We start from the raw sequence: 12,828 nt of genomic DNA, 5'->3' as shown, positions 1-12,828 counted from the left end.
ATGTTATGCGATCGATTGAAACTGATAGATGGACAGCAAGAGTGAGTAATACAGGTTATTCAGGAATTATTGATGCTCATGGTAATACAAAATGGATTTCTAATCTTCATCAATTTCAAACTTATAGGGGTGAAATTTATCGCCGTAATACAATGACTTTTTATGTGGTTTGGGGTGATTGGTTAATCAAATTATTGACTATCTTATTTTTTATTTACTGGTTTTTGAGAATTTAGAATTTAGCTTAAATAACTAACGTTACGCAAAAATAGAATCAATTGTTAATTTGAAGGTGTCAGGTATCCGGTGTCGCAGTTTAAAAATCAAAACAATTCACGATTTTTAATGATTAACAACTTCTATATTTAAAAATAATTTTGCTCTAAAATTTGATTCAAGCTATAAGGGCAAGTCTGGGGAAAATTAACAGAATAATTAGTTTTTTCTTGAACATATTTTAAAGCTGATTGATAAATTTTTGATAACTCATTTTCTAAATAATTACTTAAATTAGTTGTCAAATCTGCTTCTATCTGACTGCGAAAACTAATAATTTCTGCTCTCCAATGATTGGCATTTCTTACATTTTCTTTAGGCCAATACTGTAATAATAATAAATGCCTAATAATTTGTTCTGTTAGACTTCTTACTGTTGATTTATCTCGTCTGCTCAAACTTTCTAACTCCTCAATTAAATTCTCTAAATCTAAATCATTAAATCTTTTTTGTTTGAGTAATTCAATAGTTTTTTCTAACCACAAATGATCATCTTTTTCATATAATTCTTGCAACAATTTAAGCTCATTACTTATAATCATTTTACCTAGTTTATTTTTGATGTATTATTAAATAATCAAAGGATGAGGAATAAAAATAAATTCCCCATTCCCGATTTTGGTTACAAAATACCGATAAAATGTAAAGGACCTTGTCCGCTAATTATTTCAACTACTAAAGCTAAAAACCCTAACATGGCTAGTCTGCCATTACAAACTTCGGCTGCACTGGTTAATCCCCATTCCCATTTTTCTTGAGGATCCATCTTCATGTTTTTCTTGGGGCGGGTAACTTCATCAAACCGTAAAGGTTTTTTTTCTAAGGCTTCGGTGGTTAAATTTGTTAAGGCTTCGATAAATAGAGGATGAGTATTCAAAGCTGGTACACGCTTAAAGTTACTGATACCAACTTCTTCGGCTACTTCTCTGTATTCTAAGTCAATTTCTTGTAAAGTTTCAATATGTTCTGATACAAAACTAATAGGTACTACTAATAAATCTTTAATGTTTTGTGCCCCTAATTCGTGTAATGCGTCTTCTGTATAGGGTTTTAACCATTCTACAGGACCGACTTTACTTTGGTAAGCTAGGGTGTAAGGATTTTTGAGGTTAAGAGTTTTCATGATTAACTCGGTGCATTCTTCGATTTCCTCTTGATAGGGATCTCCTGCTTCGGTAACATAGGTTTTAGGTACACCATGGGCACTGAAGAATATATGTACTCCATCAGGATTTTCAAACTGTTGCAATTCTTGTTTAATTAAGTCTGCCATCGCCGCTAAATAACCTTGATCATTATGCCATGAAGGGATTAAAGTATATTCGACATTTTTGAGATGAGGATCTGTTTTCCACATTTCTTCTAAGACTCTAAAACTTGAACCACTGGTACTAATAGAAAATTGTGGGTATAATGGTAATATAACTAATTTTTCGATGTTATCTTGTTTTATTTTGGCGATCGCCTCTTCAGTAAAAGGATGCCAATAACGCATACCAACATAGACTTGAATATCGATGCCTTGTTGTGATAACTTAGCTTGTAAGGCTTGAGCTTGAGCTTCAGTAATTTGTAGTAATGGTGAACCCCCTCCTATTTCCATGTAATTAGCCTCAGATTTTTTACGGCGGAGGGTAGAAATTAACCAAGCAAGGGGTTTTTGTAACCAAGGAAAAGGTAAACGGATAATTTCGGGATCTGAGAATAAATTATATAAGAAAGGACGTACATCCTCTAATTTTTCTGGACCACCTAAATTTAATAATAATACTCCTGTACGACCCATAATATTAATATTTGTATTTTAAAATTTTCTTTACTAAGTGTAACAATATATTATTGCTAGTTTAAGTTTATTAGCAAAATTAACAATTTACCAATGATTTGCTGAAAAAATTTTGAGCTTTTATGGGTTTTTTGTTTTATTTCGTAATAATTCATAACATATTATAAATCATCTTAATCTAAATATATAATGACAACTATCAGGTTTTATTGCAAGTAATTATCAATATTCCTGAGAACTTGAATTTTAAGATCATTTTTAGGTTAACTTTTTTAAAGGATAAAAATAAATAAAAATATTGATTGTCAAGTTTCTTTACAGTTTCATTATTTCGATTGTTACCACTGCTATAATTCTGGTGATTTCTCTCCCTCAAACGGCTTTTACGGCTACGGGTGCAGGGGTGAAAAGTTCTGTTTTATTCTTAAGAAAATATCCTTATATCTATCACAGAAAAAATTAAACAAGATAAGTTATCTTTACAAGACTCTTTTAAAGTTAAGCATAATTTTGATCAGTTATTAGCTAAACTTGATAAGGAGAAAAAAGACAAGATTAAAAAGTTAATCGGTTTTGATAATGTTGATAATTTAGAAGGTAAGGCTTTACAAAATTCAGAGGCTTTTAAGGAGTGGAAAAAAGAGGTTAATAATGAATATAAAGAAAAAATTGACGACATTAAATAATCTTTATTAGATAAATATTTAACGGCTAAATCTTCCCTGATTACTGATTATAATATCTTTATGGCGATCGCCGATGATATTGGTTATGATGCTACTGGTAAGGCTACTAATAATAATGAGTTAGATATTATTGCGGTTGAATTGAGTCGTTTTATTGACAGTATTGAAAGGGGAGAGGATAGTTTTTTTTAAGCTGAAAATGTGGATAAGAATAAGTTATTTGTAGTTAAATTAAGTGATTTAAAAGAAAGATTTGATCCTAATTATCTTAAAACTTTTAAATTATTTAATAATGTTTTAAATCAAACTAAATATCCTTTAAAATATTTTAGACAATATATCAATAATATTCAGTATGGTATTTCTTCTTTGGCAAATTCAGAAAATAAAGGATTACCTATACTTAGAATGAATAATTTGCAAGATAATGAAAGGAATTAATACTAATTTATGACATAAAGGTGATATTAGTTAAAATTAAATTTCGATCGAGTAATAATCATCAATAAAATGAAAATTAAGTAAAATATAAATAATGCCCAAAAAAGTTAGAGAATTGAAAAAAATGTTAATTCAAGCTGGTTTTAAACAAGTGCCGGGTAAAGGTAGCCATACTAATTGGGTGCATCCATATTATCAGGGTAAAATTACAGTATCAGGAAATGATAGTGCCGATGCTAAAATATATCAAGAAAAATTAATTAAACAAGCTATTTTAGAAGTAAAAAAAGAGGAAAAATAATGAATAAATATAAATATAAAATGGTGATTGAATGGAGTAATGAAGATAACTGTTTTTTAGTGGGATTTCCCGATTTTGTCGGGCAACAATGGCGCACTCACGGAGATACTTACGCTGAGGCAGTGGCTAATGGTGAGGAAGCATTAGAGTCTCTAATTTTGGCTTATGAAGCTACCGAAGAGTCATTACCAAATCCTAGTAGTGTTGACTTGATTCAAGTGTAAGAAATAAAAACCAAAGAAGATTATATCACCGCTCTTACAGTTTCCACTTCTTCATTAATTATAGAGAAATTTGATCATTTTTAAATACGTCTAAAAACTCTGTTAATTTTTGATTTAAAGTATCTTTTTCTAAGACTTGACTTAACTTAATTTTTTCTTCCTGAGACAATTGTTGTACTAATTCTAAAACTTGATCAAACTCCAATTTTAATGATAACTGAGGCATATTATTAACCATAAGAGCTTTAGAAGAAGAAAATTGCGAACCTCAATTATTATTAAAAGTATTAGGTAATGCGATCAAAGCTCATCAAAAAATGAATAATATTTCAGAGTTAGCTATTAATAAGTATCATAAATTGCAACAAGAAATTAATAATACTAATGGGGATACTATTTTTATTTTTTTAGATTTATTAAAAGAGTTAGGATTATCACTTTCTGTTGATGAAGCCCACACCATAAATCTTTGATTTTGGTGCTGGGTAGTTCACTTATTCGTCTTTATCTGTCAAGAAAGATTCTACTAATTCCACATTTTTTTTACTTCCTAAAATAACAGGGGTTCGGTGATGAATTTTCTTTGGTACAATGTCTAAAATTCTCTCTAATCCTGTTGAAGCTTTTCCTCCAGCTTGTTCTATCAGAAAGGCTAAAGGTGCAGTTTCATATAATAATCTTAATTTGCCTTCTGGTTTATCGGTAGTACCCGGATATAAAAATACGCCTCCTTGCATTAATATACGGTGTATATCTCCTACTAATGCACCACTATAACGCCCAGTATATCCATCATGGCGATGAACGTAGCGAATATAATCCCTTAAAGAGTCATTCCATTGCCAAAAATTTCCTTCATTAACGCTATATACAGACCCATGATCAGGAATTTTGATGTTTTCCTGTGCTAAGATAAATTCTCCTAAACTAGGATCTAAAAAAAAGGAATGAACTCCATTACCTATAGTATAAACTAACACTGTAGCCGGTCCGTAAAGAATATACCCGGCTGCAATTTGTTTTGAACCGTCTTGTAATAAATCTTTCGCTTCTCCGTCTAAGTCTTCTCCTTCTTGTTGCCTGATGGCAAAAATTGACCCTACATTTAAGTCTATATCAACATTAGATGAACCATCAATCGGATCATAGAGTAAAGTGTAACGACCGATAGGACAATTTTCAGGTATGTAATAAGGTTTATCCATTTCCTCAGAAGCAAGACGACAGACTAAACCACTTTGTTTAAATACAGAAATAAATACTTCATTGGCGTAAATGTCCATTTTTTTCACAGACTCACCTTGAACATTTGTTTCTCCGGTAAACCCCAAAACATCTGCCATTAAACCTGCACGACTCAAACGACGAGCAATTAATTTTCCTGCTAGGGCAATGCGACTCATTATGGCACTTAAATCTTGGGCATCGGCGGAAAAACTCTTTAGCTGTTGTAAAACATGACGGGATAAGGTGGTACAATCTCGATCAAGACTATATTCAGGAATGATTAACTCTGACTGTGCGATCGTATCCATTAATTTTTCTCTTCCATAATTGTTAACATTTTTATTTTAGCTTTTCCCTTATGCACCTTAAGCTCTATTTTTGTCTAAGTTTAAAAAACACGATCTGATTTACTCAAAAACTTCTGGCCATAAGTCAATAATTTTTAACTCCCATTCTGGAAATAAATCAGGAATAATTAACACGTCATCATCTGTCAATATTTCTACTTCAGAATTAGAGCGAAAAACTTTAACAATATGTTCATCTGGATCAATTAAAATTGCAACAGTTACGCCAAAATCTAAGAATTTTTTTAACTTTTTTTCTAACTTATTAATTTTATCAGAAGCGGACTTTATTTCTACTACTAAATCAGGCACAACTTCCGCATAACTACGAGGACTTATTTTTAATTTTTCGGCTTTAACAAAAGCGACATCAGGGGCTAATAAATCTCCATTCGGCATAATAAAACCGGCCGATGATCCTGTTACTCTTCCTAATCTATGAGCATTAACCCATTGTTTTAAATAATAACTAAAATCTAAACCCACTTCTTCTGAAAAAAAGTCTGATGGACTCATAATCGTAATTTCTCCTTGACGTAATTCATATTGTAATTCAGGATTTTGTTGTTGTATATTATCCAAATCATTGATAGTTAAAACCATGATTAAATCTCCATTTTTTTATGAATATACTTATTGTAATTATCTTTCTTATATAATAAGATTCTTTTAAATGCCCTAAAAAAAGGGAACTTCAACTTAAGCTATATATTTTACTATTTCATTGATAAATGTTTACTAACGACATTTAACAGTTCTTCTGTATTAATTGGTTTATTAATAAAATCTGATGCCCCCACCATTTTTGTCCGCATTCTTTCAATCATGCCGTCATTCGACGTGATGATGATAATGGGAGTTTGACGAAACATTGATAATTTTCTCAGACTTGCACATATTTCATAGCCATTAGCATTGGGCATCACTAAATCTAAAAAAATTAGATCGGGTTTTATCGCTAAAACTTGGGCGATGGCTTTTAAAGGATCAGTAATACTTATAAACTGGTATCCTGCTTTTTTCAGAACAGTTGCCATAGTTTGACCAATTATAGGACTATCATCAATACAAGCAATTAAAAGACTTTTATCTACTGATTGAATCACCGTAGGAAAAGAAATAGGAGTGGGTAAATCAGCAACGGAGACTAAATCGATATAACCTTCTTGAATATAGGGTAATAATGAACTACTAAACTGAGGTAAATCTCTTTTGAGTTGTAATGATAAATCTCGTAAAGAGTTTCTGCCATTAAATAACTTCGTAAATGCTTGATAAGTTTTTGGTGATATTCTTGTTTGTAACATTTCTGGAGAGCGAATTACCGGTGCTTTATTCGGAGAGCGATCGCCTAGCCGGAGATTCATCCAAGTTTGCCATTGTTGCCATGAGGGTACAATTACTTGATTTGCGTCTAGAAGAAAAATTTGTTCAGAAATAGGCACATTAACTTCAGTATTGAGATGAAAGGTGATTTCTGTAGTTTGATTAAGATCGAAAAAGATTTCTGTAAGAATACTATTGAGCATCCGAATGACAGATTCCCGCTCGGCTCTTTTATTTAATAACCAACGACGTAATAATTCATATTCCCAACAAAACTTAATATTATCAGGAGAGATAGACTGAATTTGTTCTTCAAGATAATCTGTATCAGTGGCAATACTAGGAAGATAAGCGGCTAAATTACGTCGCCAACGCCGAACAGAATGTTCTCCACCAGTAGCATAGACTAAACGGCCCATATATAAATAAAAACGCCATTCAGCTTTTCCTGGATCAACTAGCCGCACTTCACCACTAAATTGATGTTTTTTAAGGGTGTTAAAAAGATAGGTTTGCTTTGAAGCCACAAACCCTTTGATTGGCACACTATAGTTTTCTTTATTAGGCGTATCCATCAATGATAAATTAGAAGTAGGCTGATAATCGTTGTTTAGATCTTAATTATAAAATTCAGAGATTTTCTGATTTATAACTTTATTGCCACTTTAGCAGTTATTTTGGTTTCAATTTTTATTGCTATGTTTCAGTTTATATATTAACACAATAGTCTTATCGTTTATGAGTATTAATTTTCAATCTATTGTTGCTACCTTAAATAAATTTTGGAGTGATAAAAATTGCCTAATTGCCCAGCCTTACGACACGGAAAAAGGTGCAGGTACTATGAATCATCATACCTTCTTACGCGCCCTTGGTCCTGAACCTTGGTCAGTAGCATACATAGAACCTTGCAGAAGACCGACTGATGGACGTTACGGAGAAAATCCCAATAGGGTACAACACTATTATCAATACCAAGTCTTAATTAAACCTTCCCCAGATAATATTCAAGAAATTTATTTAGATTCCTTAAAAGCATTAGGTATTCACCCCGAAGATCATGATATTCGCTTTGTCGAAGATAATTGGGAATCTCCCACTCTAGGTGCATGGGGAGTAGGGTGGGAAGTGTGGTTAGACGGCATGGAAATCACCCAATTCACCTATTTTCAACAATGTGGCGGTATTGATTGTCATCCTGTCTCTATCGAAATTACTTACGGTTTAGAAAGATTAGCCATGTATCTTCAAGATGTAGATAGTATTTATGATATTCATTGGAATGACAAAATCAAATATGGTGATATTTTCCTGCAAGGAGAAATCGAACAATGTACTTATAATTTTGAAGCATCTAATCCAGATTTTCTCTTTAAAATCTTTAGTTTATACGAAGAAGAAGCGAAACAATTAATCGAAAAAAACCTTGTTTTACCTAGTTTAGATTATGTTTTAAAATGTTCCCATTGCTTTAATTTACTAGATGCTAGGGGAGTAATTGCCGTCACAGAAAGAACCCGTTATATTGGTAGAATCCGTAATTTAGCTCGTCAAGTTGCCCATCAATATCTAACTCAAAGAGAGTCTTTAAATTTCCCTTTAATCAGGGGTTGCTGAAAAACTATTTTGATGATGGTAGAGAATGGGCACTCTTGCAACGATGCACAGGTTTTAATGGTTTGGCAAAGGGCTTAAGCCCCTTGTTAAAATCAAAAGATTGCTCAAATTAATCCATTCTCTTACACTTAAATTTTCAGCACGGGCGTTATCATTTATATTTAATTCTGATAGTAAATTAGTCAATTTTTCAGGCTCAATAATAGATTTTAAATTATTTTTTAGCATTTTTCTGCGACTAGCAAAACCTAATTTAATTAAACTATCTAAAAATTTAGGATTATTCGCAGGATTATCTATGTTTTTTGGAGTTATTTTTATTACTACAGAATCGACTTTTGGACGAGGATAAAATTCTTTTGCTAAAACATCACAGCAAATTTCACAGTCTGCTAAATATTGAACTTTTACAGATAATGCCCCATATGTTTTATTATTAGGATTAGCTACCAGACGATAACCAACTTCTTTTTGAACTAATAAAATAATAGATTCTAAAGGTTTTTGGGAAGGGTTACTAATAGTACCTAATAATTTTTCAATAATGGGTCCTGTGATATTATAAGGAATATTTGCTACGACTTTATTATAATTTTGAAAAGCAGGAAAATTTGTTAATATATCAGGTAAATTAAGTTCTAAAAAATCTCCTTCTATCAACAAAAAGTTATCAACTTTGCCATATTTAAACACTAATTTTTTACATAAATCTCGATCTATTTCTACCGCTAATAACTTATCCACATAAGGTAAAATTTTCTCTGTTAAAACACCTAATCCCGGCCCTATTTCTAAAATGCGATCAGTTTTTTTTAGTTCGGATGCTATGATAATTTGAGCAAGAGCTTTTTCACTTTTTAACCAATGTTGCCCAAACTGTTTACGAGGTCTAATTGCCATAATTTTTAATAATTTATAACTAAACTTAGTTTATATTTATTTTGTTAATACTTATAAGTGTTATCCATAATATTAAGCTAGTGAAAAATAATTTTTTCTTTTTTATTAATATGAATATCTCTCTAAATTTTATTCTTGATTCTCAAATATTCAGAAAATCTAAATTTTTGTCTCCTAATCCTGATATGATGATAGAAAACTAAATTTTAGTCAATTATCAACTATTATCAATCCATGTCTATTAATCCTTCCATTCCTTTAAGTCAATCAATTCCTGTTGATAAAATTAGCTACAATGAACAAGGATTAGTACCAGCAATTGCTCAAGATTATCTCGACGGCACAGTATTGATGATGGCATGGATGAATGAAGAGTCATTGCAAAAAACTTTAAGCACAGGGGAAGCATGGTATTGGAGTCGCTCTCGTCAAGAATTATGGCATAAAGGTGCAACCTCTGGGCATATTCAAAAGATAAAAACTATTCGCTACGATTGTGATAGTGATGCTTTATTATTGAGTATTGAGCAAATTGGAGAAGTAGCTTGTCATACCGGAGAAAGAAGTTGTTTTCATCAAATAGATCACTCTAAATCTGCCCCTCCAGCGGACACTTTATCAGAATTGTTTAAGTTAATTTGCGATCGCAAAGAGCATCCGGTAGAAGGTTCTTACACTTGTAAATTATATGAAGGTGGAGATAATAAAATTTTGAAAAAAATTGGTGAAGAAGCGGCAGAAGTTGTCATGGCTTGTAAAGATGATAACCCAGAAGAGATTGCGGCAGAAGTAGCCGATTTATTTTATCATTCTTTAGTAGCTTTAGCATATCATCAAGTTAATTTAAGAGATGTTTATAAAAAGTTGCAGGAAAGAAGACGTTAAAAATTCTTTTATTCAGTTTAATTAAACATAATTATAATTCATCATTCCTGATCCTAAATATTATCTTTTATCCATTGACGAAATTGTTTTAAAGTTGCCGTTTCCCCTAAATCTAAACTTTGGTTAATTAATTGAGGAATTAAATCTAAATTTAGCCAAGGAAAAGTGTTACTTTTTGTTAACTGTTGATAGTTATTAGTTTCAGCATTAAAGCAAAATACTGTCAACTTTTGACCATTATAACGCCAGATTTCTGGTACTTTTAAAGTAGCATAAATAGGTAATTTATTTAACGAACCACTGGTAATGTCAATCTCTAAAACTAAATCAGGTGGAGGATCAATACTTAAGTCAATATGTTGTTTATTTCTCACTAAAGGCTCATTATTTAGATAATAACAAGAATCGGGTTCTACTGCCTGTTTTTCTTGATTAGATTTTAATGTAAGTGAGCCAAATTTTTTTAAATTAAGATTAAGTTCATCAGCAATTGCTCGAATTATATCATCTATAAAACGATTATTATTTTCATGTTCACCTAAAGGACTCATAATTTCTAAATTACCTAAATAATAAGTTAAAAGTTGATTTCTTTGATCTCCTAATTCTTCAAGAAGATGATTAAAAGTTTCCCAACTAACGTTATTTAATAAAATAATATTTTCGGCGATAGATTTTGTTAAAATACTACTCATTTTTTATTAAGTCAATAAAGTTTTTTTGATATTTTTTGCTATAGCTGTAACAACAGGAATAGATACGGTATTTCCTATCTGTTTATATTGATTACTTCTGGAAACAATATTATCTATTAGAAAATTAAAGTCTTCTGGAAAGCCTTGTAATCTAAGACATTCTTTTGGAGTTAATTTTCTTATACCTTTTTTGTCTTTTATAATTGGTACATTAACTTACTTTAAGTGATATTTGTGATCTTAAATGATATTCAACTGTGGTTTTTTGAGTTACTATAACTTGCTTGAAATCCAAATTATCTAAAGGATTTTCAATTAGGTTAATAATGGGAATTTCATTCAAATTAAAAATTGCACTTACAATATACTGATGTTTATACTCTGTAGCTTTTTGATATTCATTTTGTGTTAAGCGAAATTTACCTTTTTTTTCTCTAATTCCTTTTACTTCTACTAAGAAGAAATCATTATTTATATCTATCTGAAAATCATAACCATCTCCATAAAGTCTGGCATCTTTTAATTTTCCACCTTTAAATTTATCAAGAGAATTAAAGTTATTTAGAAAAAATAATTCAGCTTCCAAACCTGTTTTTTGTAATTGTTTAAATTTAGATTTAATAATAGGATTTGGCTTTATTAATAAATCTTTAACTATAAAATGTTCCGGTAAATATAGTTTAATTATATCTGCATAATTTTTAACATCCGCATCACCAAATAAAGAATCTATTTGAATTTTTCTATGAATGTATGCGTTACCTTTTTGCCACCAGCCTCTTCGCCCATTATCAGGAAAAAAAAATCAAATAAATCCATTCTATTTTTTACAACACCAGTAGTTTTACAAATTCCTAAACCTACACAATAGTTATAAAAAGCTGTTTTTGTTTTAAAACCAAATTGTGCAATAAAATCGTTGTTAAATTTAGATAAACCATAACCAATAAGATTAAGAATTTCATAGTTTTCGTGTTTATTATCTGTTTTTTTCATATTTATTAGTACGATATATATCAAATTTTATCTAGTTGATAGTTCCAAAGGTTAAGCATTTTTGATAATATCCCAATTCTGTTTATAATTTATAATATCTTGTAGTTTTATATTTGTCAATTCCTCATCAGATAATCTATCAATCCAATTCATTGGAATAATATAACAGATTCCTACTTGTTTATCTACTATCACAAAAAAGTCACAATCTTGAGATGTAATTCTTTTACTTCTATTTCTTTTATTGCTATAATTTATTTCTTGTTCTTCTTTATCTCTATCTTTAAAACTAATATTATTTCCTGTACTAATTCCTTTTATTTGAACTCTCAACAGTGTATCGTTATAATCTATAATTGCATCATATCTGCTGCTTCTAACATCTACACTACTGCAATTAAATCCTGCTAAAATAGCTCTAGCCACAAATATAAATTCAGCACTGTCTCCAGCATTGGAAGTCATAACTCCTGAATTAATATTATTAATGTTTACTTTAAAACCATTTGTGAGAGCAATATATAAACATTTTTCTAGTATATTTTTAAATTCTGTTTTGATAAACTTAAACTTTTGTTTTTTATCCTCAGAAATCATTTTTTCGATTTCGCTAATATTAATTTCTGTTAAATTTTTTAAATTAATATCTTCCGCAATTTCAGAAAAAAAAGTTAAGGTATAAAATTTCTTCAACTCAGACTGTGGTATCTGATATTTTTGAGCAATATCTGCTATCCCTTTTTTTACATAATTTTTATTAATTAATTCTTTTATTAAATCATCTTCATTCATCAATATTTACCCAATATTTTTTAAATTGTATATAATTAGAAAATTAGAATATTATTTTATCATAATTAAAAAAGAAATAATAGTCAATGAAAAAATCAAACATATAGCTATCCTAAAATTAAATTATCTTTAGTTTCATTGTCTAAAACAGTCTCAATATTTTGATAAATAGCTTCTGCTTCCTTTAAGGAATTACCGATACTTGTTAAACCTTGTTTAACAAATTATAAAGATGCACCTATTACATGAAACTCGCTTCCAGTTTTTGAGCTACTATCAAACTCTAAATAGTATTATACAATAGTTTTCATTAAATTTTAGTGTATAAA

Annotated in this window: 20 protein-coding genes and 1 pseudogene; 9 read left to right on the top strand and 12 right to left on the bottom strand. The window is 30.2% G+C overall.

From position 1 onward, the window contains the following. A pseudogene (locus FWJ34_RS13745) lies at positions 1-236 on the top strand (apolipoprotein N-acyltransferase); the annotation flags it as partial. 129 nt (positions 237-365) lie between these two features. On the opposite strand, the gene FWJ34_RS13740 reads toward FWJ34_RS13745, so the two are convergent. Further along, the gene (locus FWJ34_RS13740) at positions 366-818 is read right to left on the bottom strand and encodes a DUF29 domain-containing protein (RefSeq protein WP_308255898.1); all 453 of its coding nucleotides are present in this window, start codon (positions 816-818) and stop codon (positions 366-368) included. 80 nt (positions 819-898) lie between these two features. Beyond that, positions 899-2,062: a ferrochelatase gene (gene hemH, locus FWJ34_RS13735; protein ID WP_308255897.1), complete on the bottom strand. Its 1,164-nt coding sequence runs from the start codon at positions 2,060-2,062 to the stop codon at positions 899-901. Positions 2,063-2,360: 298 nt separating this feature from the next. Between hemH and FWJ34_RS13730 the strand changes: the two genes are divergently transcribed. The 5 genes from FWJ34_RS13730 (at position 2,361) to FWJ34_RS13710 (ending at position 3,714) form a co-directional block, all read left to right on the top strand. Continuing rightward, positions 2,361-2,525, top strand: coding sequence for a hypothetical protein (locus tag FWJ34_RS13730; protein ID WP_308255896.1), 165 nt, complete (start codon positions 2,361-2,363; stop codon positions 2,523-2,525). A 283-nt stretch (positions 2,526-2,808) separates the two neighbouring features. Next, positions 2,809-2,940, top strand: coding sequence for a hypothetical protein (locus FWJ34_RS13725; RefSeq protein WP_308255895.1), 132 nt, complete (start codon positions 2,809-2,811; stop codon positions 2,938-2,940). A gap of 9 nt (positions 2,941-2,949) precedes the next feature. Beyond that, positions 2,950-3,189, top strand: a complete 240-nt coding sequence (locus FWJ34_RS13720) for a hypothetical protein (RefSeq protein WP_308255894.1) — start codon at positions 2,950-2,952, stop codon at positions 3,187-3,189. Positions 3,190-3,283: 94 nt separating this feature from the next. Beyond that, entirely contained in the window at positions 3,284-3,490 is a 207-nt protein-coding gene (locus FWJ34_RS13715; protein WP_308255893.1) for a type II toxin-antitoxin system HicA family toxin, read from the top strand. Continuing rightward, positions 3,490-3,714: a type II toxin-antitoxin system HicB family antitoxin gene (locus tag FWJ34_RS13710; protein ID WP_308255892.1), complete on the top strand. Its 225-nt coding sequence runs from the start codon at positions 3,490-3,492 to the stop codon at positions 3,712-3,714. Before FWJ34_RS13715 ends, FWJ34_RS13710 begins: the two co-directional genes overlap by 1 nt. Positions 3,715-3,772: 58 nt before the next feature. On the opposite strand, the gene FWJ34_RS13705 is transcribed toward FWJ34_RS13710, so the two are convergent. Further along, positions 3,773-3,952 carry a hypothetical protein gene (locus tag FWJ34_RS13705; protein ID WP_308255891.1) on the bottom strand — a complete coding sequence of 60 codons (180 nt, stop codon included), beginning with the start codon at positions 3,950-3,952 and terminating at the stop codon, positions 3,773-3,775. 79 nt (positions 3,953-4,031) lie between these two features. Between FWJ34_RS13705 and FWJ34_RS13700 the strand changes: the two genes are divergently transcribed. Then, complete coding sequence (locus FWJ34_RS13700; protein WP_308255890.1) at positions 4,032-4,187, top strand: hypothetical protein; 156 nt, start codon at positions 4,032-4,034, stop codon at positions 4,185-4,187. Positions 4,188-4,208: 21 nt separating this feature from the next. Here the strand turns inward: FWJ34_RS13700 and fbp are convergent, their stop codons facing one another. The 3 genes from fbp to FWJ34_RS13685 form a co-directional block, all read right to left on the bottom strand. Further along, positions 4,209-5,249 carry a class 1 fructose-bisphosphatase gene (gene fbp, locus FWJ34_RS13695; protein ID WP_308255889.1) on the bottom strand — a complete coding sequence of 347 codons (1,041 nt, stop codon included), beginning with the start codon at positions 5,247-5,249 and terminating at the stop codon, positions 4,209-4,211. A 99-nt stretch (positions 5,250-5,348) separates the two neighbouring features. Further along, positions 5,349-5,891, bottom strand: coding sequence for a Uma2 family endonuclease (locus FWJ34_RS13690; protein WP_308255888.1), 543 nt, complete (start codon positions 5,889-5,891; stop codon positions 5,349-5,351). Positions 5,892-6,004: 113 nt separating this feature from the next. Next, complete coding sequence (locus FWJ34_RS13685; RefSeq protein ID WP_308255887.1) at positions 6,005-7,189, bottom strand: response regulator; 1,185 nt, start codon at positions 7,187-7,189, stop codon at positions 6,005-6,007. 163 nt (positions 7,190-7,352) lie between these two features. Here FWJ34_RS13685 and glyQ point away from each other — a divergent pair, with 163 nt between their 5' ends. Further along, positions 7,353-8,231 (top strand): glycine--tRNA ligase subunit alpha, encoded by an 879-nt coding sequence (glyQ, locus tag FWJ34_RS13680; protein WP_308255886.1) that lies wholly within the window; start codon positions 7,353-7,355, stop codon positions 8,229-8,231. 54 nt (positions 8,232-8,285) lie between these two features. Here the strand turns inward: glyQ and rsmA are convergent, their stop codons facing one another. Continuing rightward, positions 8,286-9,131, bottom strand: a complete 846-nt coding sequence (gene rsmA / locus FWJ34_RS13675; protein ID WP_308255884.1) for a 16S rRNA (adenine(1518)-N(6)/adenine(1519)-N(6))-dimethyltransferase RsmA — start codon at positions 9,129-9,131, stop codon at positions 8,286-8,288. Positions 9,132-9,365: 234 nt separating this feature from the next. Here rsmA and hisIE point away from each other — a divergent pair, with 234 nt between their 5' ends. Further along, complete coding sequence (gene hisIE, locus FWJ34_RS13670; protein ID WP_308255883.1) at positions 9,366-10,016, top strand: bifunctional phosphoribosyl-AMP cyclohydrolase/phosphoribosyl-ATP diphosphatase HisIE; 651 nt, start codon at positions 9,366-9,368, stop codon at positions 10,014-10,016. A 53-nt stretch (positions 10,017-10,069) separates the two neighbouring features. Here the strand turns inward: hisIE and FWJ34_RS13665 are convergent, their stop codons facing one another. The 5 genes from FWJ34_RS13665 to FWJ34_RS13645 form a co-directional block, all read right to left on the bottom strand. Next, the gene (locus FWJ34_RS13665; protein ID WP_308255882.1) at positions 10,070-10,711 is read right to left on the bottom strand and encodes a Uma2 family endonuclease; all 642 of its coding nucleotides are present in this window, start codon (positions 10,709-10,711) and stop codon (positions 10,070-10,072) included. Between the two features lie 6 nt (positions 10,712-10,717). Further along, positions 10,718-10,894 (bottom strand): DNA cytosine methyltransferase, encoded by a 177-nt coding sequence (locus FWJ34_RS13660; RefSeq protein ID WP_308255899.1) that lies wholly within the window; start codon positions 10,892-10,894, stop codon positions 10,718-10,720. A gap of 28 nt (positions 10,895-10,922) precedes the next feature. Continuing rightward, positions 10,923-11,297, bottom strand: a complete 375-nt coding sequence (locus FWJ34_RS13655; protein WP_308255881.1) for a DUF3883 domain-containing protein — start codon at positions 11,295-11,297, stop codon at positions 10,923-10,925. 143 nt (positions 11,298-11,440) lie between these two features. Beyond that, entirely contained in the window at positions 11,441-11,707 is a 267-nt protein-coding gene (locus FWJ34_RS13650) for a hypothetical protein (RefSeq protein WP_308255880.1), read from the bottom strand. A gap of 51 nt (positions 11,708-11,758) precedes the next feature. Next, positions 11,759-12,499 (bottom strand): group I intron-associated PD-(D/E)XK endonuclease, encoded by a 741-nt coding sequence (locus FWJ34_RS13645; RefSeq protein WP_308255879.1) that lies wholly within the window; start codon positions 12,497-12,499, stop codon positions 11,759-11,761. Between the last annotated feature and the right edge of the window lie 329 nt (positions 12,500-12,828).

The sequence above is a fragment of the Geminocystis sp. GBBB08 genome, assembly GCF_016743215.1.
Taxonomy (GTDB): Bacteria; Cyanobacteriota; Cyanobacteriia; order Cyanobacteriales; family Cyanobacteriaceae; genus Geminocystis.
This window is presented reverse-complemented; position numbering and strand designations above follow the sequence as displayed.

Excerpts from the sequence above, each read along its gene's own strand:
- FWJ34_RS13740 (WP_308255898.1), bottom strand. The coding sequence starts at position 818 with ATGATTATAAGTAATGAGCTTAAATTGTTGCAAGAATTATATGAAAAA.
- FWJ34_RS13685 (WP_308255887.1), bottom strand. The coding sequence starts at position 7,189 with ATGGATACGCCTAATAAAGAAAACTATAGTGTGCCAATCAAAGGGTTT.
- hemH (WP_308255897.1), bottom strand. The coding sequence starts at position 2,062 with ATGGGTCGTACAGGAGTATTATTATTAAATTTAGGTGGTCCAGAAAAA.
- FWJ34_RS13705 (WP_308255891.1), bottom strand. The coding sequence starts at position 3,952 with ATGGTTAATAATATGCCTCAGTTATCATTAAAATTGGAGTTTGATCAA.
- glyQ (WP_308255886.1), top strand. The coding sequence starts at position 7,353 with ATGAGTATTAATTTTCAATCTATTGTTGCTACCTTAAATAAATTTTGG.
- FWJ34_RS13665 (WP_308255882.1), bottom strand. The coding sequence starts at position 10,711 with ATGAGTAGTATTTTAACAAAATCTATCGCCGAAAATATTATTTTATTA.
- fbp (WP_308255889.1), bottom strand. The coding sequence starts at position 5,249 with ATGGATACGATCGCACAGTCAGAGTTAATCATTCCTGAATATAGTCTT.
- FWJ34_RS13700 (WP_308255890.1), top strand. The coding sequence starts at position 4,032 with ATGAATAATATTTCAGAGTTAGCTATTAATAAGTATCATAAATTGCAA.
- rsmA (WP_308255884.1), bottom strand. The coding sequence starts at position 9,131 with ATGGCAATTAGACCTCGTAAACAGTTTGGGCAACATTGGTTAAAAAGT.
- FWJ34_RS13725 (WP_308255895.1), top strand. The coding sequence starts at position 2,809 with ATGGCGATCGCCGATGATATTGGTTATGATGCTACTGGTAAGGCTACT.
- FWJ34_RS13715 (WP_308255893.1), top strand. The coding sequence starts at position 3,284 with ATGCCCAAAAAAGTTAGAGAATTGAAAAAAATGTTAATTCAAGCTGGT.
- FWJ34_RS13650 (WP_308255880.1), bottom strand. The coding sequence starts at position 11,707 with ATGAAAAAAACAGATAATAAACACGAAAACTATGAAATTCTTAATCTT.
- FWJ34_RS13690 (WP_308255888.1), bottom strand. The coding sequence starts at position 5,891 with ATGGTTTTAACTATCAATGATTTGGATAATATACAACAACAAAATCCT.
- FWJ34_RS13645 (WP_308255879.1), bottom strand. The coding sequence starts at position 12,499 with ATGAATGAAGATGATTTAATAAAAGAATTAATTAATAAAAATTATGTA.
- FWJ34_RS13710 (WP_308255892.1), top strand. The coding sequence starts at position 3,490 with ATGAATAAATATAAATATAAAATGGTGATTGAATGGAGTAATGAAGAT.
- hisIE (WP_308255883.1), top strand. The coding sequence starts at position 9,366 with ATGTCTATTAATCCTTCCATTCCTTTAAGTCAATCAATTCCTGTTGAT.